Consider the following 20,891-nt stretch of genomic DNA (forward strand, 5'->3'; position numbering starts at 1 on the left):
GACGGCACAAACCTTTCGAACAGTAGCGATTAACCGGTTCAGGCAGGAATGGCATGCCAGTAAAACATCCCAAGGTTGCAGTTTTGCTGGCTGCCTACAATGGCATGCAGTGGATCGAGGAGCAGTTGGCCTCGATCCTCAGTCAGTCAGCTGTCGACGTAACCGTTCATATCAGTATCGACCCTTCCACCGATGGTACCGAGGCTTGGTGCGCGGCTTATGCCGCTCAGCACCCAAGCGTTATCGTGCTGCCCGCTGCTGGCACATTCGGTGGTGCTTCGCGCAACTTCTTCAGGTTGATCCGCGATGTTGATTTTGATGAGTACGAGTTTGTCGCCTTTGCCGATCAGGATGACGTATGGCACGCGGATAAGCTTCAGCGCGCGACCGATGCGATTCAGGCTCGTAAGGTAGATGCCTACTCCAGCAACGTCACCGCTTTTTGGTCGAACGGCAGGACACAGTTGCTGGACAAGGCTCAGCCTCAGGTTGCCTGGGACTTCTTGTTTGAAGCGGCTGGGCCAGGTTGCACGTATGTGATGAGCCAGAAAATGGTGGTGCTTTTAAAGGCGTCCATGTTGGTTAATTGGGCTGGCTTGCAAGGTGTGAGTTTGCATGACTGGTACTTCTATGCCTTTGCGCGCAGCCGTGGCTTCAAGTGGTTTATCGACCCGCAGCCGTCCATGCAATATCGCCAACACGAGCGAAATCAGGTTGGGGCCAACACGGGTCTCAGTCCTTTGATTGCACGCTACAAGACGATTCATGACGGCTGGTGGTTCTCCCAGGTCCGGCTAATTGCATGTCAGGTAGGGCTGGATGCTGATCCTTTCGTTCGGCGTTGGCTGCGTCTGGGGCGCAGGCAGTTATTGAGGCTCTCTTTAAGTGCCTGGAAGTGTCGCCGGCGCGCGCGGGATAAAGTGTTCTTCTTTTTGATTTGTTGGACTACTGCATTGATCGGAAGTAAATCCAAATGAGCGGTCCGCGGGTTTTAGTGACAGGCGCGACGGGGTTTGTCGGCGAGGCCGTGGTCTTCAGGTTGTTGCTCGATAAGAAGTTCACTCCCGTCGCCGCTGTTCGCGCAAGCACACGATTGAGCGGTTTGTGCCGGGTCGTTCCCTTCGATCTCGATCTGCCGACTGCTCTACCTGTACTGGAGGGCGTTGCTGTCGTCATTCATTGTGCGGCCAGAGTGCACGTCATGAGCGAAACGGCTGTGGACAGCCTCGCAGCGTTTCGTAAAGCCAACGTCGAGGGGACTGTCCGGCTGGCCAGGCGTGCGGCGGAGTCCGGCGTGAAACGTTTTATTTTTATCAGCTCGATCAAGGTGAGTGGCGAAAGTACAGGTCGCAACATGCCTTTCAAGGCGACGGATTTGCCTGCGCCAATCGATCCTTATGGGGTGTCCAAGCACGAGGCAGAGATTGCGTTACGGCAAATCAGCCTGGAAACCGGGATGGAGGTTGTTGTTATCCGTCCGCCTCTCGTTTACGGGCCGGGTGTCAAAGCCAATTTCCTCAGCATGATGCGTTGGCTGGATCGCGGCGTGCCTTTGCCATTGGGCGCCATTGATAATCAGCGCAGTTTGGTTGCACTCGGAAATCTCACGGACCTCGTGGTGGCCTGCATCGACAGCCCTGCCGCCGCCGGTCAGGTCTTTCTGGTTAGCGATGGCGAAGACCTGTCCACTACCCAGTTGCTGCGCCGTATGGCGTTTGCGTTGGGCAAAGTCGCGAGACTGCTGCCAGTGCCCGTGGGGTTGTTGAGAGTGGTGGCCTCGATGATGGGCAAGTCAGGGGTTGTCGAGCGGTTGTGTGGTTCTTTGCAGGTGGATATCCGGCACACGCGTGAGGTGCTTGGGTGGCATCCGCCTGTCAGTGCAGAAAGGGCTTTGCGTCAGGCGGCCGATCATTATCGGGATAAACAGACAAGATGATTTTTGCGTTATTGGTGGTGGTGTTTGCCGTTTCATGGGGGTTGACCCGGGTTTTGCGCCGGTATGCCTTGTCCCGAAGCCTCATGGATATTCCGAACGAGCGTAGTGCTCATTCGGTTCCCACGCCTCGCGGTGGCGGCGTATCAATCGTTGTCGCTTTTTTGCTCGCGCTTCCGGTCCTGTCGTTGTTGGGGGTGTTGCCCCTGCCTGCGCTGATGGCATTGGTTGGGGCGGGCGTTCTGATTGCGGTGATTGGTTTTGCCGACGACCATGGCCATATCGCTGCGAGGTGGCGGTTGCTGGGGCACTTTATCGCGGCGGCCTGGGTGTTGTTCTGGCTCAATGGGCTCGCACCCATTGCTTTGTTGGGCGTTTCGCTGGATCTGGGGTGGGTCGGTTCCATCCTCGGGGCGATTTATCTGGTCTGGATGCTCAATCTCTATAACTTCATGGACGGCATCGATGGTTTGGCAAGCGTTGAAGCCATCACCGTGTGCCTGGGAATATGTCTGGTTTATGGGGTTGCTGACGCGGCTGAGCTGGTATGGGCGCCGTTGATGCTGGTTGTGGCCGTTGCAGGCTTCCTGTGCTGGAATTTTCCACCTGCCCGGATCTTCATGGGCGATGCGGGGAGCGGCTTTCTCGGCATCATTCTCGGAGCAATGGCGCTTCAGGCGGCCTGGAGCAAGCCGGAACTGATCTGGAGCTGGTTGATTCTGCTGGGGGTTTTTATTGTCGATGCGACATGGACGCTCATTCGGCGCCTGATCGGCGGAGATAAGGTGTATCAGGCCCATAGCAGCCATGCCTATCAGAAAGCGGCACGTCGCTGGGGTCATAAAGCGGTGACGATAAGTGTGGCTGTCATCAATGTTGTTTTTCTGCTGCCGCTTTCGATCCTGGTTGTACTCGGTCATTTGAATGTCGTGGCGGGGATGTGTATGGCGTATGCGCCACTTGTTTGTGCTGCGTATTTGTTAAAGGCGGGCAGGGCGTAAGCATAGGTTATGCGGCGTATGGGTATTGTCTCATTAGTGATCGAGACGGATCAGAACTCGGCTCGTTAAAACGGGTGGGCTGGCGGGTTGGGGAGGGGATGGGCTTGGGAATTGCGAGCGGTGCAGGCTGATGAATAGTTCAGTCGTGTGGTCGGGATCCTCTGTATGGCAGGGTGTGATCATGCTCGCTTTTTGGGCAGTGTTTCCTTATACTCCCGCGCTTGTGAATATTTGAACTGGATATTTTTTGTATCCTTTTTTGGGGTTTTTATGAAGTTCGCAGAGTGCTTTAGGCTAGCATGGGATTTGGCAAGACGCGACTTGCAGGCTAAATACAAAAGATCTTTTCTGGGTATCTTTTGGATGGTTTTGACGCCGCTATGTTTGTTGTTTGTTTATACTGTTGTCTTTGGCGGCATATTAAAAGTAAGTTGGACTGAGCCTGGCTCTAATGTTTCTGTTGGTTTTGTATTGCCATTTTTTATTGGCTTGTCGATCTATTTGCTGATCTCCGATGTTGTCAATTCATCTACCGTGATTTACGCAAGTAAAAGAACTTATGTCGTCAAGTCACCCTTTCCTTTGTGGGTGCTCTGGCTTGCGAACCTCATGCGTGCCTATGTCCACGGTGTGATATACGCTGCAATGGTGCTGGTTTTGTGCTTGGCATTTTCTGTTGTCAGCTTGAACGGCGTCGCCTGGGCGGTGGTCTTGTTAGCGCTGTCGTTGGCTATTATTTCCGCGGTTTCTTTGATTTTATCGATGATTGGGCCTTTTATAGGGGATATTTCAGAGGCCGTAAGGCTGTTGATGCGCGTGCTTTTTTACGCTGCTCCTATCTCGTATCCAGTCAGTCTTGCACCTGAAGCGTATCGTTTCATTCTTTGGCTTAATCCGTTGACCGTTATAGTCGAACCCATAAGGGAAGCCTTGGTATTTGGTAAGGGGCCTTCTCTGGTTGTGTTTCTTTCTCTTATGTCGTCGGCGCTTGTTTTAAGTATGTTTTCTGTCTGGCTATTTAACAGAATCAAAGGGGTGGTCGCCGATGTCGTCTAATGTTGAGCGCAATCGCCTGCTTCTTGAAGCGTCAAACATAAGCAAAAGCTATGCAAGTTCCTTGCGCCCAATGGCTGTCTTTCTCGATGCGCTGCTGAAGCGAACGTCATCGGGGGTGGGTGGTAAAAAGGTTCTTGATGGCATTAGTCTCGATGTCCGCAGTGGCGAAACGGTGGGTATCATCGGGCGCAACGGTGCCGGCAAGTCGACGTTGCTTGGTATTTTGGGCAATGTGATCGAGCCCACTGAGGGGCAGGTATCCCGCTACGGCCGTATCGCCACATTGCTTGGCCTCACTGCCGGCTTTAACATGAGTTTTACCGGTAGAGAAAACGCCTATCTTTTTTGCAGTATTCAAGGCATCAACAAGCAAGGCACTGATCGCAGGATAGCTGACATCATAGCGTTTGCCGATTTGGGTGAGTACTTTGATCAGCCTATGCGAACCTATTCGTCTGGGATGCAGTCTCGCCTTGCTTTCGCTTGCGCGGTTCATGTTGATGCGGACCTGATCATTATCGATGAGACGTTGGCTGTCGGCGATGCAAACTTTCGTATGAAGTGCTATGACCGTATCAGGCAAATGCGTGATTCGGGTCAGACCTTCCTGCTGGTGACGCATAACCAGAATTTGCTAGCGAATTTTTGTACCCGGGCTGTCGTCATTGAGGGCGGTAAAAAAATCCACGATGGATCCGTCTTTGAGGCCATTGAGGTGTACAAGAGTGTGCGAAGCGAACAGCACCCGAAAGCTCGGCCGGTGGGCAAGTCGGCGAACAGCAAGGGCTCCTCGGCTCCTGAAATGATTAAGGATTTTTCCTTGGAATATAAGGCTCATACAAATCAGTATGTGTTCAAGGCTAAATTTTCAGCTACCAGCTCGGCGGAGTGTATAGCTTTTAACTTTGGTATCAGAAACAGTTCTGGTATTACTGTTTGTTCAATTGATGGGGCGGAGTGCGGTCCACTTCTGCGTGATGTGGTTGAAGGGGATGAGTACCACTTGGAGTTTTCATTTAATAACTACTTGCTCGGTGGGAAGTATTTCTTGAGCTATATTGTCAATGAAGTGGTAGGGGATGCCGCGGTGCCGCTAGAGATGTCGCAAAACTTTTTTAATTTCGATGTTGCTTCGGTGTCAGGCCAGACTGGCATCGTTGACTTGGGCTTGGCCCTTTCCAGTTCGAGGGTATAAAAATGTCCAATAACGGTACCGTGAAGAAAAAGAAGCTTAAATTCAATGCTTCGCTTGAGTTTCCGCATGTTCCGCCATTTCCCGATGTTTTTTTCGAGCGGGTTCCTGTGCTTCATGGCTTTCAAATAGCCATTGCCAATTTTCTCCGCAGTGAAAAGCAGAAAAAGAAAGGCAATCCCTGGGGTGATTTTTTCTGGAATAAAGGTGTCCGCAGGCTCTCCAGGTTCAATGCAGTGGAATGCGGTGTATTTACAGGTAGCAGCCTTGTGGCGTGCGCAAAATATGCGCATGAGAGCGGTATACCTTTTAAAATGCTGGGCCTGGATACATTCACCGGCCTGCCACCTCTTTCGGATCAAGACAAGCTGTTCGCGCCGACTGATGCGGGTTATCTGAATAAGACTGTATTTACCGAGACCTCTCTTGCCGGGGTTCAAGCTCTGATAGATCGGGCTGGCTTGGGGAGCTCCGTCGAGTTACACGAAGGCCTTTTCAGTCACTCACTGCCGTTGCTGGAAGAACAGCGATATCACTTCGTTAATATCGATTGTGATTTGTTCGAGCCACACATTGAGTGTTTGGAGTACTTCTACCCTCGTATGGTTCGGGGTGGCGTGATCTTTTTTGATGACTGCAACTCTGTAGAGTACCCGATGGCGGGCAAGGCTATCGATCAGTTTTTTAAAGATAAGCCTGAGACACTCGCTCAAATCCGATACGGGGATGATGCGCCAAACAGGACGAAAGCATACGTAGTAAAATATTGATGAACAGCATTCTGTCCAAGATAAGGCGGTTCTTTTCTTCCTCAAGTAAAATTGAGGAGGAAGCATCCGTCTCATTTGCTGAAGGTGTTCAGGTTGCGCCGGATGCTTTTTTTGACGGGTGCCTTTCAAATATCGTGATTGGAAAGAGGGTGGTCATAAAGTCCGGCGCGCGACTGATTTGCACCAACGCTGATTCAGCCATTGTTATAGGCGACGGAAGCATACTCCACCACGGCGCTATTCTGGACACCGGACCAGGGGGGCGAATAGAGTTGGGTAAATCCAATTCGGTTAACCCCTATTGCGTACTTTATGGCCATGGCGGGCTGAAAACCGGGGACTATGTGCGGATTGCCGCGCATACCGTTGTCATTCCTGCCAATCACATTTTTGACGATCCTACAGTGCCTATCGCCAAGCAGGGCCTCACTCGAAAAGGCATTCAGATGGGCAGTGACATATGGATCGGGACAGGGTGTCGTATTCTGGATGGGGTCACGGTTCATGATGGTTCCGTTATCGCTGCGGGATCGGTTGTCAATAAAACCGTTGATCGGGGGGCCATCGTGGGTGGTGTGCCTGCAAAAGTGATCAAATATCGTCCTGGCTTTGATAAGCCGGATTGACAAAAACTGTCAGCATCCCATAGGCCCCATCTATTCAAAAATAGTTGGTGTGCCACGTCAGGCTATACTGATGAGCAATTCCTCGGCCGCAAGGTTCCTGGTCTTCGGCCGACGCCGCCTATCGTGGGCGGTAAAAGGCGTGTCAGTCGCACATAGAGTTCTTGGTCGTTGGCTCTGGCCTTGTCGAGCAAGCTGGTCTGTTTGACGCATGTCATGATCTGCGGATGAATATCGTTCAGAATGCCTTGCGTCAAAAAAAGCCCGCGAATCGGTAGGTGTTCGGTAGAATGCGCGGTTATGACTCGCGTCCGGATTGAGCTTGCGCTGCATGGGCAGACCCTCTGATTCAGGTCGTGAGCGTGGCACTGCGGGCCCGTATTTATGCGTGGGCGCGGATAGCCGTGTCTCTTTTTCATCGGTTTTTTTGTTTTTATTTATTAGCCGGTCCGTTTGTTATTGCATTGACCGAAGGGCGGGGAAGTGTTCAGAGATGGGAAGTCTTATGGATAGACGTCAGATAAACGTGGGCTGGTGCGTTGCCTCACTGTCGCTCGACATGGCCAGTGTGCGCTACCGGGCATTGCTTCCTTTGTTGGCGCTCGAAGCGCAAGGCTTTATCTGCAGTCTGTTTACCAGTCGAGGTCCTGTCAATTTTGAAAGCCTTGATGCCCTTGTCGTCGTCAAAGCCTTTTCTCTTGAAAGCCTGGCATTGGTTCAGCGTGCCCGGGCACTGGACATGCCCGTCATCATCGATCTGTGTGACAACGTTTTTGTGCCTGGTTATGGCAAGGGGCCATTGGGCACGCATGGCGAAATGTTCACCAGAATGGCCCAACTCGCAACTGCCGTCGTGACAACCACCGAACCTTTGGCAGACGTTATAAGGGCTCATGTACCGGGCGTTGTCGTGCACGTCATTCCTGATGGTCTGGCTTCGGAAACGGTAACGGACGCAGGCAGCAAGCTCATCGAAGACGCCAGGGCGATTGAAAAATCCATGGCTTCATCCTTGTGGCGCAGCCGGTTGAAGAAGTTGTCGAATGAATTCAAGGATTCAGGAGTCATCTACACACTCAAGCGCTTGCTGGAAAAGCAACTGCAACGCGTCAGAAAAAAGCGTGGCAGGGATGGTTCGGTCGCGACGGTCATGGCCATCGCGGGGGCACTCTTGCGCCCGTTCCGGAAACAAATGGCCGGCTTAAAAAAGGCCCCGGTCGTCGCTGCTCCCGCGCTGCGCCCCGTCATTTCAGATGCGCTGCCCCGCGATCCGTCGAGCACCATGTATTTGCTGTGGTTCGGTAATCACGGCGCCGATTACGCCGACTTCGGCATGCTGGACTTGCTTCTCATCCAGGATGCACTGGAAGCAATCGCGCTGGAATATCCGGTTGAGCTTGTGGTGATCAGCAACAATGCTGCCAAGTACGAGCGCTTTATCAAGCCGATGGCAATTGCATCACGCTATGTGGAGTGGTCGATCAACGTTGTAGACGATTGGATGGCTGTTTCACGGGTTGTTCTGATCCCCAACTCTTGCGATCCATTCAGCGTCTGCAAGTCCGCCAATCGAACGGTTCATGCCCTGACCCAAGGCATTCCTGTCGTCGCTACCGCAACGCCTGCACTGTCGCCGCTGGCTGGCAGCATCATGACCGGTGATTTTTTGCAGGGGCTGCGTCGTTATCTGTCGAGCACCGAAAATGGTCGCAAGGACATAGCACTCGCAAGGACGCTGATTGAGCAGCACTTCAGCTCTGCTGTCATTGGCTCTCTGTGGCGGGATGCGCTGCAATCGGTCATCGCCCAAGGCTCTGGCGCAGCAGACGTCCACGAAGCGGAGGTCCTTGTGGTACTGCACCTGGTCCAGGATCTGGATCTTGCGCTGCCCATCATTCTTGAACTCAAACAGCGCGAGATAGCAGTACAAGTAGTGTGCAGCCACGCATTGCTCAAGGCTTCTCCGCGAGTAATGAAAACCCTGTCACTTCATCAGATCAATGTCCGGGTGGTGTCGGCTGCCGAGCCATTGTCTTCATTCCGCTTCGGTTCCCGGACCAGAGCGCTGCTGACGGTGTCGGAAACCAATCTCAGTCCTCATCTATTCAGTCGCACGCTTACCGAAGCGGCGAAGGCCGCCGGCATCATGACCGCGACCTTGCAACATGGGCTCGAGAATGTGGGGTTGACCTACAGCGACGAGATCCATTCGATAGACCGGATCAATTTCGCCGCCGACAGGATCTACCTTTGGGGCGGGCTGGACACGTTGCACGCAGATATCAGCGCAGCCACTCGCGCAAAATGCGTTGCGATAGGTTGCTCCAAGGTTGGCCGGGATGAACGCGCCGATCTGGATGCGTTGATCGCTCCCGAGGCCTGTGTGATCGGTGTCTTCGAAAACCTGCACTGGCATCGGTACTCTGAAGAGTATCGACAATTTTTTCTTGAGGGAGTGACCGCGCTGGCGGAGCAATTCCCTTCTGTCACCTTTTTGATCAAGCCTCATCATGCGGGCCTGTGGCTGACTTCCCGTTACAAAGGAGACAAGCCCGTCGGCTCGAACCTGATCATCGCCGATCCCAAGCAGGCTGAATGGGAGCGTTATACCGCTGGCGGCCTGTTGGGTCGAATGAAAGCGGTCATTACCAGCCCCTCTACCGTGGCCCTCGATGCTGCAGCGCGGGGGTTGCCGGTTGCGGTGGTCAAGGGAGATCTCGACACTGAAACCTATGCCCCGCTTTATACCATCGAGCAGATGGCGAACTGGTCCGCGTTCATCGAACGCGTTCTGGATGAAAGCCAAGCGCCAGAGCTCAAGCATCTTTCCGAGTGCTTTGTAAACCGTATGGTCTTGGAAGGCGATGCCGCCGCCCGATTGGTTGACGACTTGCTCTCTACGTCAATTCTTAATGAAGTCAGTTCTTGAAGGTAGCAGCCGATGCGCATCTCGGGAATAAATGACAGCTTCTATAAAATAACCGGACAACTTCGAGCCGGTGATATTCGCTATGCGTGCTCCAGCAACGTCACCCCTGCAGAGCCTTGGACCAGAGCTTCAAATGAGTATCCGGTCCGCTATAGGCATCTTGTACGATGGTCGATAGTTGATTTTCAGAGTGCTAACGTTTTAAGAGGAATTTCCCATGGTTGATGGTGACGAAGTAATACGGGTATATGTAGGTGTCGATCGTTCGCAATTGCTCGCCGTTCCTGTTCTTGAATACTCCATCAAACGCCACACGACTGCAAATGTTGAAGTCATTCCGATGTTGGATCTCCCGGTTCCCGAGCCACTGGATCCGCGCAATGGTCAACGTACCGGTTTTTCATTCAGTCGTTTCTGCATTCCAAAGCTTTGTGGCTACAAGGGCAAGGCCATCTACATGGACGCAGACATGTTGGTGTTTCGCGATATTCGTGAGTTGTGGAACATTCCGTTCGACGGTGCGAAAATTATAATCCAGCAAGAAGTCAAGTTTGCCGAAGCGTCGACCGACAAGGTCGGGGCGCCGAAAACTCGCAAGAAACAATGCGCCGTCATGCTGCTTGACTGCGAAAAGCTGGACTGGGAAATTGAAACCATCGTTCAAGAAATGGATGAGGGCAAGTACAATTATGACCAGCTAATGTGGGAGTTGATCATTCTCGAGGAAAAATACGTCAAGTATGGCGTGCCTTTTGAGTGGAACAGCCTCGAGCATTTGGATAAAGATACTCGGTTGATTCATTACACCGACGTTTATACTCAGCCTTGGTCTGCTTGTGCAAATAAAAATGCCTGGCCGTGGTTCGCGGAAGTTCGGTTGATGCTTAAAAATGGGGCGTTGACCGAGGCGGAAATCCAAAAAGAGATCGATCTTGGTTATTTCCGACCTTCATTGATTCGTGATATCAAATATCGTCATCTTATTCCCTCGTTTCTCCATAGTCTTTGGGATAAGAAGAATGCGGCTCGGGACAAGCTTGCCGGCTATGTTCCTCATAAAGCCGTTTACGAAGCCAAGCGGCGCCGTCAGCAGGTTATCAAGGACTACGAAGCCAGGCTCCCAGCCAGCGACTCTAACGGGCAAAAGGCTTCAAACGCATGATTACGTTGCTCAAGGCGCTTTTCAAAAAGCGCCATATCATCGCGCCGAATGAGTTTGATGTCCTCCTCGACGGGAACCCGAAGGGGAGGAATATTCTTATATTCACAGAGCAGGTGAATGCCACGTATTTCATTAGCTTTGATATCCCTCTGCGCGAGATGCATCAGCGAGGAGAGGTCAATGTCGCTGTGGTGTCGCAAAAACTGGTTTCGCAAAAGGGGGCTGGTTGCTGGGAACAGTGGAACGATAGCTTTAAACCTGAGCTGGTCATATTTACTCGATATGGTCAACCGTTTGGTGTGGATATACTCAAGTTCTTTAAAGCACTGAATGTTCCCGTTATCTATCACATTGATGATAACTTGCTTGAACTGCCCCCTTCTCTAGGGGCCGAAATTCAGAAACGTCAAGGCGCTAAAGACGTCATTGATGCGCGTCGAAATCTGCTGGCGCAATGTGACCTGATTTATGCGTCGACCCCTCACCTTGCCGAACTGCTCAAAAGTCTGTTTCCGATGCAGCATGTTTTTACTGGAGAATATTTTCCGTACATGGGGCAGCGGGTGACGGTTAATCGACAAGAGCGGCAGTACCAGACTATTGGGTATATGGGATCAAAAGGGCACCAGGAAGATCTGAATTTGGTGGTTCCGGTGCTGGAACGATTACTCGAAGAGCGGCCGGAATTGCACTTTGAAGTATTCGGGACGATACAGATGCCCGATCGTCTTTTGCGCTTTGGAGATAGGGTGAAAAGCCATAAAGTCAACAAGTCTTATACTGAGTTTTTATCAGTCCTGGCTGGGTTGAATTGGGATATCGGTCTCGCTCCATTGGTCAATGAGGAGTTCAACCTTTGCAAGGCTCCCACGAAGTTTCTTGAATACACTGCCGCCGGTATTCCCGTGGTGGCTTCGAACATTCCGGTTTACAGCATGATCATTCCGGAAGGTGCTGGGGTCTTGGTAAATGAAGATTGGTATTCAACGTTGGCACTCTATCTTGACTCGGAAGGCGCTAGAAAACGGGTGGTTGAGATAGCTCAGGCTTATTGTTCTGAGCGCTATTCGCTTCATAAGCTCGAACAACAATTAACCACGATTTTTGATACGGTCAGCGTATGTTGAGGTCTCATGGAATTTTTTGAGGCGGTTGCAGGCGTTGAATAGTTTTAGGGCGTAGGAATAATTGAGGCGCCGAATGGTTGAATTGGGGGTTTGGCGCCGCGTTGTATTGAGTGCTTTTTAATTTGTAGTTTTGCAAGGTGTTGTGAGAATGGGAAATCGGACCGCTGTCGCACCTGTACGGGTTTTTGTAGCCGCCACTCCGGCGGAATGGCTGCCAATGCGGGTGCTGGAATTCTCGATCCGGGAGCGGTCTTCCCTGCCGGTCGAACTGTCGGCGATTTATAGCCATCAGCGACCAATACCGCAGCCTAAAGGTACGGAAAACCGGGCGCGTACACCGTTTTCGTTTCAGCGGTTCCTTATCCCGGAGTTGTGTCAGTTCAAGGGGCGAGCCATTTACATGGACGCCGACATGCAAGTCTTTGAGGATATTGAAGGGCTTTGGAATCAGCCGTTCGGCGACAATCATCTGTTGACGGTGGCAAGCGGCACCCAGGGGCGCCGTTCGCAATTCAGCGTCATGGTCCTGGACTGTGAGCAGCTGGCCTGGAATATCGAAGACATCGTTGCGGATCTGGACAGCGGGGCGCTTGAGTACCGCTCATTGATGTTCGAGATGAGCGTCGCGAAACAGGTTGGCTACTCGGTGCCGGTGACGTGGAACTCTCTGGAGCACTACTCGGCCGGACAGACGTCATTGCTGCATTACACCGACATGAACACTCAGCCATGGGTGTCTCTTGAGAATCCCAATGGCCATGTCTGGATGGCATGCCTTAGAAGAGCCATCGCAAGCGGCTTTATCAGCCGTGCCGAGGTTGCCAGGGAGGTTGCCCAGCATCATGTAAGGCCTACGCTGTTGGCCCAGATCGACGCAGGCATGGATCGTACTTCTGAGTTGAGCGTCACTGCGGTGATTCGTGATCTTGCATTTCAGGCGCCTTATCACAAGTTGGGCAAGAAATGGCTGGGTCGACTCAGAACCCGCACGTTGTATTACGTACGTCTGTGCCGATACATCATTAAAAAATTGTAAGCAGTGCGGGCCGCGCTTTTTTGAAGAGGGCACCTTGTATCGGTGCCCTTTGTGTCGATTTAAATCTTGTTCAGGCCAATGGCCAGAATGAGGCTGATGTTGCCCGCCAGGGTCTGGCGATAAACACCTGATTTTTTCATGAGGCGAAACCTCTTGAAAATAGAGCTTTGACGCCCTTGTTTGAAGTCATTCAATGTCTGCCTATTCACCGGGGTCAGCTCCCCTTCAAGCAACTCAAGAATCTGCACATTCGAATCACTCCAGCGGCTGAAGCGTCCGTCGATCAACTTACCGATACGTATCATGCGTTCTTTGAAGCCGGAGTTGGCACCGATGACATTGCCACCGTGCTGGCGATAGTCCAGCGTCGGCTCTGAATCGTAGATGACGTTTCCACCACAGGCTGTCGTCAAAAGATAGGTAAGCCAGTCGTGCGCAACGATGGTCATGGCGCGTGGAATCTTGTTCAAGAGGTCCCGTGCTGCACCATTGAGGAGCATAGTATTGGCACCGGCGATGCTTTGGATCAGCGCATTCTGGAAGACCGGGGTTCGTTTGAAGTCGGGTGAAAAACCAATGATTTTCCGGTTTTCATCGATCAGGCGAGTGCGGGAGCAGTACAGGGCCGGCAGATGGGTGGGCAACGACTCCAATTGTCGGATGCTTCTTTCCAGCTTGTTATTGAACCAGATATCGTCCTGATCGCTGAATGCGAAAAAGTCTGCTTTTATATTCTCGTTTCTTACCAGCGACATGAAGTTTTCAGCAAAACCGGCGCGTGGACCGCTGAACACTTGTATGCGTTGCGTGTTGATCAGGTCCTGGTAATTTTCCAGCAGTGCAAGGGTTCCATCGGTAGAGCCATCATCAGAAATGTATAGCGTCCATTTTTGATGGGTCTGGGCAATGAAAGAATCAATTTGCTCTTTGAGAAATGTGTATCCGTTAAACGTGCACAGAAGTATCGCTACTTCAGGAGAGGTCGGTGAATTCCTTGAGTTTTCGACGAATAGCTCAGCGTCTGATCTACCGGACAGGGGCGGTTGCTGGTCCATGCGTCCTCGCATCGTGGGTTTAAAAATAGCATTGTCAATGTGTAAAAAAAGACTGATGCCTACTTGACATCATCCCGAGTGATAGAACCGGCATCGGGGATGCGTACAGGACGTGCATTTTATCTGTCTGGAAGGTTTAATCTCTACTCTTTTACGCTCTACTAGCGACTAGAGTGAATGCGCGAAGCGCGCCCGGGCACTTGGCGCCTGCTTCGCTTGTCGAAGGAATTGTTCTGTGACTGTGGTGCAATCCCTGCATGGTTTGGACTAACTGAGATCAAAAATGGAAGGAAGGGGAATGGACAGACTGCGGATATTCCTTTTGGGAATGCCTCGTCAGAGAAAGCGACTGATTCAGGTGATCATGGACGTGTTCCTGGTCTGGATCTCGCTGTGGGGTTCGTTCGTGGTTCGTTTGGGTATAGACGACCTGCTTGAGCCTCTGAGGGCTCACCTGTGGTTGTTTCTCAGCGCGCCGGTGATTGCGATTCCTCTGTTCATTCGGTTTGGCATGTATCGGGCAGTCATGCGCTACTTTGGCAATGATGCGCTGATTGCCATTATCAAGGCGGTCAGCCTTTCTGCGCTCATCCTGGCGGTGGTCGTTTTCTGGTATAGCAACCACCAGGCCGTCGTCCCGCGTTCCATCATCTTCAATTACTGGTGGTTAAGCCTCGTCATCATCGGCGGCCTGCGCCTGTGCATGCGCCAATACTTCATGGGCGACTGGTTCACCGCCGCCCAGCACGTACCGTTCACCAATCGCGAGGATGGTCTGACGAAAGTCGCCATCTATGGTGCGGGCGTCGCAGGTAACCAGCTCGTAGCGGCGCTTCGCATGGGCCGGGTGATGCGCCCAGTGGCCTTTATCGACGACGACCCCAGCATCGCTGATCGCTCTATTTCGGGTTTGCAAGTCTACAAACCCAGACACATCCAACAAATGATCGACGTCACCGGCGCCCAGGAAATCCTCTTGGCTCTGCCGTCATCTACCCGCGCACGACGCCGGGAAATTCTCAATCTGCTGGAGGCTTACCCCCTTCACGTGCGAAGTGTTCCGAACTTCACCGATCTGGCCAGCGGTCGGGTCAAGGTTGAAGACATTCAGGAAGTGGATATTGCCGATTTGCTGGGCCGGGATGCCGTGCCAGCCCAGGCCGATTTGCTCGAGCGCTGTATCAAAGGCAAGACAGTGATGGTCACTGGCGCTGGCGGATCGATCGGTTCGGAGCTGTGCCGGCAGATTTTCTCCCTTGGCCCGACCACGCTTATTCTGTTCGAACACGGCGAGTTCAACCTCTACAGCATCCTGTCGGAACTGGAGCAGCGCGGCTGCCGTGATTCGGTGTCGGTCAAGTTGCTGCCCATCCTCGGCTCCATCCGTCACCCGCACAAACTGCTCGATGTGATGAAGACCTGGCGCGTGGATACCGTTTATCACGCGGCCGCTTATAAACATGTGCCAATGGTCGAGCACAATATCGCTGAAGGCGTGCTCAACAATGTCATGGGTACCTTGAACACCGCTCAGGCTGCCTTGCAGTCGGGTGTGGCCAACTTCGTGCTGATCTCCACCGACAAGGCCGTACGCCCGACCAACATCATGGGCAGCACCAAGCGTCTGGCGGAGTTGACCCTTCAGGCCCTCAGTCGTGAAATCGCCCCGGTACTGTTCGGCGATAAGGCTAACGTATCCAGGGTCAACAAAACCCGTTTCACGATGGTCCGCTTTGGCAACGTGTTGGGATCGTCCGGTTCGGTGATCCCGTTGTTCCACAGCCAGATCAAGTCCGGTGGGCCATTGACGGTCACGCACCCGAAAATCACCCGCTACTTCATGACCATTCCCGAAGCCGCGCAGCTGGTGATCCAGGCCGGTTCCATGGGGCAGGGCGGCGACGTGTTCGTGCTGGACATGGGCGAACCGGTGAAGATTGTCGAACTGGCGGAGAAGATGATTCACCTGTCCGGTTTGAGCATCCGTTCCGAGCGAAATCCCCAAGGCGATATTTCGATCGAGTTTACGGGCCTGCGTCCGGGAGAGAAGCTCTACGAAGAGTTACTGATCGGCGATAACGTTGCGGCGACGCCACATCCGATGATCATGACCGCCAACGAAGACCATTTGCCCTGGGACGTGCTCAAGGGCCGTTTGACTGAGCTGTTGTTGGCTGTCGAGGAGGATGATTACTCCCGCGTGCGCCAGCTCCTGCGCGAAACGGTCAGCGGCTACACCCCCGACGGTGAGATCGTCGACTGGATCCACCAGCAACGTCGCCTCGAGCCCTGATTGTTTCACATCCTGTAACGGACACATTTTTGACAGCTCCATCACATCGCCTAAGTTTGGGAGGCAGCTTCGGAAAAGCTGCTTCTTCCAATTGATGTCATGGAGCTTCATTTATGCGTACTGGCTATTTCTACTCTCTGGTTTTTGCCCTGCTCACCAGCGCCTCCATTGCGGCCATCGCTGCGCCGACGGCTGCGCCAGAGGCTGCCAAGGCCCCCTTGATGCTGGACGTTGCCGCCAAGGCTCAAACCGCCAAGGTCGATCTCAATGGGGCCGATGCGTCGACCCTGCAACGTGAGTTGTCCGGGATCGGTGAGGCGAAGGCCAAGGCGATTGTTGCTTATCGTGAGAGTAATGGGCCATTTTCGTCTGTCGACGAATTGCTGGAAGTGAAAGGGATCGGCAAAGCCATTCTGGACAAGAATCGCGAGAGGCTGGAAGTGAACTAAGCTTGTAGATCCACACCAAGAGGCCGGTCATTGACCGGCCTTTTTGCATAGTGTCGTTGGGGGGATCCGGCACCTTTCATCGGGGAGGCAAAAAATTACGGCTATCATATGGCTCTTGAATTATGCCTATAATAAATTCGTCATTCGCTGAAGCGCCCTGACACTCGGCGCTCGCCTTCCTCAAGCATCCTCCCAGGAGCACTGTCATGAATGCTGTCCAGACCCAAGGTACGGCCCTTGTTACCGGCGCTTCTTCCGGCATCGGTGCGGTTTATGCGCAGCGCTTGGCGGCGCGTGGTTTTGATTTGTTGCTGGTGGCCCGTGATCAGGAACGACTGGAGGCCGCGGCGAGCAAGCTGCGCGCCGCGCATGGTGTTGTGGTGGAGGTGCTCAAGGCGGATCTGACGCAAAAGGATGATGTGCTGAAGATTGAGCAGCGTCTGCGCAGTGATTCGAGCATCAGCCTGTTGCTGAACAACGCCGGTATCGCGGCGGATGGTTTGCTCGCCAACGCCGACATGGATCAACTGGAGCGCCTGATTCAGCTGAACGTCACCACGGTGACGCGGCTGGCTTCGGCGGCGGCAGCCAGTTTTGCCAAGGCGGGTCGCGGGACGATCATCAATATTGCGTCGGTGGTGGCGTTGTTTCCTGAGCGATTCAATGCGACGTACAGCGCGAGCAAGGCTTATGTGTTGAGCCTGACTCAGTCGTTGAGCGCTGAGCTTGCGGGCACCGGGGTTCAGGTTCAAGCGGTGTTGCCGGGCGTAACACGCACCGAGATCTGGGAGCGTTCCGGTATCGATGCGTCCCAGATTCCGGCGGAGATGGTCATGGACGCGGGGGAGATGGTCGATGCGGCGTTGTCGGGGCTGGATCAGGGTGAGTTGATCACCATTCCTTCCTTGCCGAATCTCTCTGAGTGGGAGTCCTATGTAGCGGCGCGTCATGCGATGGCGCCGAATCTGTCCAGAAGCACCGCCGCCGCGCGTTACAAGTGAGGCGCCATGAATCGGCTTGAGGTATTCGCGTTATGAGTAATCGTCGAGTGGTGGTCACGGGCATGGGCCTGGTGTCGCCGTTGGGTAGTGGCGTCGAAGCAGTTTGGGCGCGTTTGCTGGCCGGGCGTTCGGGGTTGCGGGCGTTGCCGGACGAGGTGGTTGCTGATCTGTCGACCAAGGTCGGTGGCGCGGTGCAAACCCTGGCGGAAGATCCCGAGTCGGGTTTTGATCCGGACCGGGCGACGCCGCCCAAAGAGCAGAAGAAGATGGACCGCTTCATTCTGTTTGCCATGGAGGCGGCGCGGCAGGCACTGGAGCAGGCCGGTTGGCAACCGCAGGACGCCAATGCCCAGGAGCGCACGGCCACCATTATTGGCTCTGGCGTGGGTGGTTTCGGCGCGATTGCCGACGCGGTGCGTACCACCGACAGCCGTGGCCCGCGACGTTTGTCGCCGTTCACCATCCCTTCGTTTCTGGTCAACCTCGCGGCGGGGCATGTGTCGATCCAGCACGGTTTCAAAGGCCCGTTGGGGGCTCCGGTAACGGCGTGCGCGGCCGGGGTTCAGGCGATTGGTGACGCGGCGCGGTTGATTCGATGTGGCGAGGCGGACATTGCGGTGTGTGGCGGTGCGGAGGCGGCGATCGATCGTGTCAGCCTCGCCGGGTTTGCGGCGGCTCGAGCCTTGTCCAGCGGTTACAACGACACACCGGAGCGCGCCTCGCGGCCGTTCGACAGTGGCCGCGATGGCTTTGTGATGGGCGAGGGCTCGGGCCTTCTGGTGATCGAATCCCTGGAGCATGCCCTGGCGCGGGGGGCTCAGCCATTGGCCGAGCTGGTCGGTTACGGCACCAGCGCCGATGCCTATCACCTGACCGCGGGGCCGGAGGATGGCAGTGGCGCGCGTCGGGCGATGTCGCTGGCGTTGGCCCAGGCGGGCATTTCGCCGGCGCAGGTGCAGCATCTCAACGCTCATGCGACCTCGACCCCGGTTGGGGATTTGGGGGAGTTGGCGGCCATCAAGTCGTTGTTCGGCTCGGACAACAAGATAGCCGTGACGTCGACCAAGTCCGCGACCGGGCATTTGCTCGGCGCTGCTGGCGGGATCGAGGCGATCTTTACCCTGTTGGCGATCCGCGATCAGGTGGCGCCGGCGACGCTCAATTTCGATAACCCGGATCCGGCGGCGCTAGGGGTGGACATCGTTCACGGTCAGGCACGTCCGATGGCCATCGAGTACGCGTTGTCCAACGGCTTCGGATTTGGCGGCGTGAACGCCAGTGTGTTGTTCAAACGCTGGGAGGGCTAGTTCACAGGGATGGCACGAATAGTGATTACTCATTCGCTGACGATTGTTGAACAATCACGAGGCATTGAGTATGAGCAGCGGACTGTCCCTGGCCGACCACATCACATTGGAGTTACGCGCTGACATCATCGGTGGTCGTTTGCTGCCTGGCATGGCGCTGGTGGAAAACGATCTGGTGTCGGCTTATAACGCCTCGCGAAACACGATTCGCGAGGCGTTGCACCGTCTGGGGCAGGAAGGGCTGACCCGTTATGTCCGCAACAAGGGCGTGATGGTGCGCAGGCTGGGAGTCGATGATGTGCGCGATCTGTTCAAGGTCCGTCGCACTCTGGAACTGCAAGCCATCAGCGCCAGTCAGCCACTGCGTGAGTATCAGTCCGACCGGATGCTCGAAGCCCTGGAGGCCACCGAGCTGGCCCGGGAGCGTGAGGACTGGCGCGCCGTCGGCACCCACAGCCTGGCGTTTCATCAACACATCGTCGGGTTGCTGCGCAGCCCGTTGTTCGATGAGTTCTTCACCAACGTCGTTGCGCAATTGCGCCTGGTGTTTTGCACCGCTCCCGATGAATCACGTTTTCAAGCGCCCTGGCTGGCTCGCGACCGGCAAATACATGAGTTGCTGGCCGACGGCGATAAGCGCGCGGCCGGGGATGCCATGAGCCTGTATCTCGATGACTCCGAACACCTCCTGTTGCAGATGCTTGCCCCTTCTTCCCATCACTGATCGAGGATTTGTGCCATGTACAAAGACTATCCGGCGGCCTACCAAGTCAGCAAAGGCTCGGCCTTGCAGGTGGACACAGCCTTCTACGAAAGGATCCGCGACAAAACAGAGGGGCGCACGCTGATTGAGCAGTTTGAAGTGCCGATCCGCACCGGCCGCGCCTGGAATGTGCCGGCGGGGCATGCGTTCAGGGTCACGACCCCTGTCGGCCCGCAAGTCGGAGACTTCAATGTCTGGAATGCCCACGACCCGCGCGAACGCTTGTGGGCCGCGCGGACCCGGCAGTTGCAAGGGGCGCATGTCAGTACTCATGACCGGCTCTGGTCAAACCTGCCTTTCTTACGGCCGCTGGTGACCATTACCGACGACAGCCTGGCGGGTTACGGCATCGACGAACATGGTGGGCGTTTGCACGATTTGCTGGGGACGCGCTGCGATCCCTATGTGAACAAAATGCTCACGGGCGAGGATTTCCATCATCACTGCCACTCCAATCTGACTCGCGCAGTGTTGCCCCATGGCCTGACCGAGTTCGACGTGCATGATGTGCTGAACATTTTTCAGTGCACCGGCCTGAATCACGACGACATGTACTTCATGAAAGCCTGCCCGGCACAGAAGGGCGATTACCTGGAGTTCTTTGCCGAGATTGATTTGCTGTGCGCGCTCTCGACTTGCCCGGGTGGCGATTTGTCACTGGCCATGTGGGGACCGGATGCACAGGACCCGCTGAGCGTGTGTCGCCCGCTGGGGGTGGAGATTTATCGGTTGGAGGATTCGTTGCTTGAGGGCTGGAGCCAGCCGGAGCGTGCGGCTTACAAAGGGTTGCATGGCTTGCACATTGCCAAGGCCGATTGGGAAAAATAAGAGCTAATAGCAAGAGCAAAAAGATCGCAGCCTTCGGCAGCTCCTACAGGGAAACGCATATTCCGCGTAGGAGCTGCCGAAGGCTGCGATCTTTTGATCTAGCGGTCCTGCGCATCCTTGGCATCCGCTTCCGCGTTTCGTTCGGCGACGCGTTTACGTTGCTCTTCAGTCAATTCGACCTTGTCGGCGGTGTCGCGCAGCATCATCAAACCGCCAACGATCGAGCCTATGGCAACGATCAGAATCAACCAGGCATACCAAGGCATAGGAGTTCTCCTTAAGGGTAAACCGGTAGGCAAGGGTTTCGCCAACCGATCGTGCTTACCGCTTTTGAGCGATCAATTTTCGCAGTGGTTCCATTCTATG

General features: G+C 54.3%; 19 protein-coding genes. 17 read left to right on the plus strand and 2 right to left on the minus strand.

Annotation, left to right across the window (positions count from 1 at the left end; all coding sequences use genetic code 11):
* Window positions 1–53 precede the first annotated feature (53 nt).
* The 11 genes from LOY38_RS08940 (at window position 54) to LOY38_RS08990 (ending at window position 12,829) form a co-directional block, all read left to right on the plus strand.
* On the plus strand, window positions 54–977 hold the full coding sequence (locus tag LOY38_RS08940; RefSeq protein WP_258699697.1) for a glycosyltransferase: 924 nt from the start codon (window positions 54–56) through the stop codon (window positions 975–977).
* Window positions 974–1,936, plus strand: coding sequence for an SDR family oxidoreductase (locus tag LOY38_RS08945; protein ID WP_258699698.1), 963 nt, complete (start codon window positions 974–976; stop codon window positions 1,934–1,936). The genes LOY38_RS08940 and LOY38_RS08945 overlap by 4 nt, the downstream gene beginning before the upstream one ends.
* Window positions 1,933–2,934 (plus strand): glycosyltransferase family 4 protein, encoded by a 1,002-nt coding sequence (locus tag LOY38_RS08950; RefSeq protein ID WP_258699699.1) that lies wholly within the window; start codon window positions 1,933–1,935, stop codon window positions 2,932–2,934. The genes LOY38_RS08945 and LOY38_RS08950 overlap by 4 nt, the downstream gene beginning before the upstream one ends.
* A gap of 270 nt (window positions 2,935–3,204) precedes the next feature.
* Window positions 3,205–3,990, plus strand: a complete 786-nt coding sequence (locus tag LOY38_RS08955; protein WP_258699700.1) for an ABC transporter permease — start codon at window positions 3,205–3,207, stop codon at window positions 3,988–3,990.
* On the plus strand, window positions 3,980–5,185 hold the full coding sequence (locus LOY38_RS08960; protein ID WP_258699701.1) for an ABC transporter ATP-binding protein: 1,206 nt from the start codon (window positions 3,980–3,982) through the stop codon (window positions 5,183–5,185). Before LOY38_RS08955 ends, LOY38_RS08960 begins: the two co-directional genes overlap by 11 nt.
* Before the next feature lie 2 nt (window positions 5,186–5,187).
* Window positions 5,188–5,952, plus strand: coding sequence for a TylF/MycF family methyltransferase (locus tag LOY38_RS08965; protein WP_258699702.1), 765 nt, complete (start codon window positions 5,188–5,190; stop codon window positions 5,950–5,952).
* On the plus strand, window positions 5,952–6,578 hold the full coding sequence (locus LOY38_RS08970) for an acyltransferase (protein WP_258699703.1): 627 nt from the start codon (window positions 5,952–5,954) through the stop codon (window positions 6,576–6,578). The genes LOY38_RS08965 and LOY38_RS08970 overlap by 1 nt, the downstream gene beginning before the upstream one ends.
* A gap of 502 nt (window positions 6,579–7,080) precedes the next feature.
* On the plus strand, window positions 7,081–9,504 hold the full coding sequence (locus LOY38_RS08975) for a glycosyltransferase (protein WP_258699704.1): 2,424 nt from the start codon (window positions 7,081–7,083) through the stop codon (window positions 9,502–9,504).
* A 217-nt stretch (window positions 9,505–9,721) separates the two neighbouring features.
* Window positions 9,722–10,666, plus strand: coding sequence for a glycosyltransferase (locus LOY38_RS08980; RefSeq protein WP_258699705.1), 945 nt, complete (start codon window positions 9,722–9,724; stop codon window positions 10,664–10,666).
* Window positions 10,663–11,793, plus strand: a complete 1,131-nt coding sequence (locus LOY38_RS08985; protein WP_258699706.1) for a glycosyltransferase — start codon at window positions 10,663–10,665, stop codon at window positions 11,791–11,793. Before LOY38_RS08980 ends, LOY38_RS08985 begins: the two co-directional genes overlap by 4 nt.
* Window positions 11,794–11,941: 148 nt before the next feature.
* The gene (locus tag LOY38_RS08990) at window positions 11,942–12,829 is read left to right on the plus strand and encodes a glycosyltransferase (protein WP_258699707.1); all 888 of its coding nucleotides are present in this window, start codon (window positions 11,942–11,944) and stop codon (window positions 12,827–12,829) included.
* Window positions 12,830–12,888: 59 nt separating this feature from the next.
* On the opposite strand, the gene LOY38_RS08995 is transcribed toward LOY38_RS08990, so the two are convergent.
* On the minus strand, window positions 12,889–13,884 hold the full coding sequence (locus LOY38_RS08995; RefSeq protein ID WP_258699708.1) for a glycosyltransferase family 2 protein: 996 nt from the start codon (window positions 13,882–13,884) through the stop codon (window positions 12,889–12,891).
* A 298-nt stretch (window positions 13,885–14,182) separates the two neighbouring features.
* Here LOY38_RS08995 and LOY38_RS09000 point away from each other — a divergent pair, with 298 nt between their 5' ends.
* The 6 genes from LOY38_RS09000 (at window position 14,183) to LOY38_RS09025 (ending at window position 20,525) form a co-directional block, all read left to right on the plus strand.
* On the plus strand, window positions 14,183–16,177 hold the full coding sequence (locus LOY38_RS09000; RefSeq protein ID WP_258699709.1) for a nucleoside-diphosphate sugar epimerase/dehydratase: 1,995 nt from the start codon (window positions 14,183–14,185) through the stop codon (window positions 16,175–16,177).
* A 113-nt stretch (window positions 16,178–16,290) separates the two neighbouring features.
* Entirely contained in the window at window positions 16,291–16,626 is a 336-nt protein-coding gene (locus tag LOY38_RS09005) for a helix-hairpin-helix domain-containing protein (RefSeq protein WP_258699710.1), read from the plus strand.
* Window positions 16,627–16,832: 206 nt separating this feature from the next.
* Window positions 16,833–17,627 carry an SDR family oxidoreductase gene (locus tag LOY38_RS09010; RefSeq protein ID WP_258699711.1) on the plus strand — a complete coding sequence of 265 codons (795 nt, stop codon included), beginning with the start codon at window positions 16,833–16,835 and terminating at the stop codon, window positions 17,625–17,627.
* A 32-nt stretch (window positions 17,628–17,659) separates the two neighbouring features.
* Window positions 17,660–18,934 carry a beta-ketoacyl-ACP synthase II gene (gene fabF, locus LOY38_RS09015; RefSeq protein ID WP_258699712.1) on the plus strand — a complete coding sequence of 425 codons (1,275 nt, stop codon included), beginning with the start codon at window positions 17,660–17,662 and terminating at the stop codon, window positions 18,932–18,934.
* Between the two features lie 70 nt (window positions 18,935–19,004).
* Window positions 19,005–19,658 (plus strand): GntR family transcriptional regulator, encoded by a 654-nt coding sequence (locus LOY38_RS09020; protein WP_258699713.1) that lies wholly within the window; start codon window positions 19,005–19,007, stop codon window positions 19,656–19,658.
* 15 nt (window positions 19,659–19,673) lie between these two features.
* Window positions 19,674–20,525: a DUF1989 domain-containing protein gene (locus LOY38_RS09025; RefSeq protein WP_258699714.1), complete on the plus strand. Its 852-nt coding sequence runs from the start codon at window positions 19,674–19,676 to the stop codon at window positions 20,523–20,525.
* Between the two features lie 98 nt (window positions 20,526–20,623).
* On the opposite strand, the gene LOY38_RS09030 is transcribed toward LOY38_RS09025, so the two are convergent.
* On the minus strand, window positions 20,624–20,791 hold the full coding sequence (locus LOY38_RS09030) for a DUF2897 family protein (protein ID WP_080932608.1): 168 nt from the start codon (window positions 20,789–20,791) through the stop codon (window positions 20,624–20,626).
* Window positions 20,792–20,891 lie beyond the last annotated feature (100 nt).

The organism is Pseudomonas sp. B21-015 (assembly GCF_024749285.1).
GTDB lineage: Bacteria > Pseudomonadota > Gammaproteobacteria > Pseudomonadales > Pseudomonadaceae > Aquipseudomonas.

What these genes read in the sequence shown, in the direction of transcription:
- LOY38_RS08940 (WP_258699697.1), top strand. Translation starts at nt 54, where the DNA reads ATGCCAGTAAAACATCCCAAGGTTGCAGTTTTGCTGGCTGCCTACAAT.
- LOY38_RS08945 (WP_258699698.1), top strand. Translation starts at nt 974, where the DNA reads ATGAGCGGTCCGCGGGTTTTAGTGACAGGCGCGACGGGGTTTGTCGGC.
- LOY38_RS08950 (WP_258699699.1), top strand. Translation starts at nt 1,933, where the DNA reads ATGATTTTTGCGTTATTGGTGGTGGTGTTTGCCGTTTCATGGGGGTTG.
- LOY38_RS08955 (WP_258699700.1), top strand. Translation starts at nt 3,205, where the DNA reads ATGAAGTTCGCAGAGTGCTTTAGGCTAGCATGGGATTTGGCAAGACGC.
- LOY38_RS08960 (WP_258699701.1), top strand. Translation starts at nt 3,980, where the DNA reads ATGTCGTCTAATGTTGAGCGCAATCGCCTGCTTCTTGAAGCGTCAAAC.
- LOY38_RS08965 (WP_258699702.1), top strand. Translation starts at nt 5,188, where the DNA reads ATGTCCAATAACGGTACCGTGAAGAAAAAGAAGCTTAAATTCAATGCT.
- LOY38_RS08970 (WP_258699703.1), top strand. Translation starts at nt 5,952, where the DNA reads ATGAACAGCATTCTGTCCAAGATAAGGCGGTTCTTTTCTTCCTCAAGT.
- LOY38_RS08975 (WP_258699704.1), top strand. Translation starts at nt 7,081, where the DNA reads ATGGATAGACGTCAGATAAACGTGGGCTGGTGCGTTGCCTCACTGTCG.
- LOY38_RS08980 (WP_258699705.1), top strand. Translation starts at nt 9,722, where the DNA reads ATGGTTGATGGTGACGAAGTAATACGGGTATATGTAGGTGTCGATCGT.
- LOY38_RS08985 (WP_258699706.1), top strand. Translation starts at nt 10,663, where the DNA reads ATGATTACGTTGCTCAAGGCGCTTTTCAAAAAGCGCCATATCATCGCG.
- LOY38_RS08990 (WP_258699707.1), top strand. Translation starts at nt 11,942, where the DNA reads ATGGGAAATCGGACCGCTGTCGCACCTGTACGGGTTTTTGTAGCCGCC.
- LOY38_RS08995 (WP_258699708.1), bottom strand. Translation starts at nt 13,884, where the DNA reads ATGGACCAGCAACCGCCCCTGTCCGGTAGATCAGACGCTGAGCTATTC.
- LOY38_RS09000 (WP_258699709.1), top strand. Translation starts at nt 14,183, where the DNA reads ATGGACAGACTGCGGATATTCCTTTTGGGAATGCCTCGTCAGAGAAAG.
- LOY38_RS09005 (WP_258699710.1), top strand. Translation starts at nt 16,291, where the DNA reads ATGCGTACTGGCTATTTCTACTCTCTGGTTTTTGCCCTGCTCACCAGC.
- LOY38_RS09010 (WP_258699711.1), top strand. Translation starts at nt 16,833, where the DNA reads ATGAATGCTGTCCAGACCCAAGGTACGGCCCTTGTTACCGGCGCTTCT.
- fabF (WP_258699712.1), top strand. Translation starts at nt 17,660, where the DNA reads ATGAGTAATCGTCGAGTGGTGGTCACGGGCATGGGCCTGGTGTCGCCG.
- LOY38_RS09020 (WP_258699713.1), top strand. Translation starts at nt 19,005, where the DNA reads ATGAGCAGCGGACTGTCCCTGGCCGACCACATCACATTGGAGTTACGC.
- LOY38_RS09025 (WP_258699714.1), top strand. Translation starts at nt 19,674, where the DNA reads ATGTACAAAGACTATCCGGCGGCCTACCAAGTCAGCAAAGGCTCGGCC.
- LOY38_RS09030 (WP_080932608.1), bottom strand. Translation starts at nt 20,791, where the DNA reads ATGCCTTGGTATGCCTGGTTGATTCTGATCGTTGCCATAGGCTCGATC.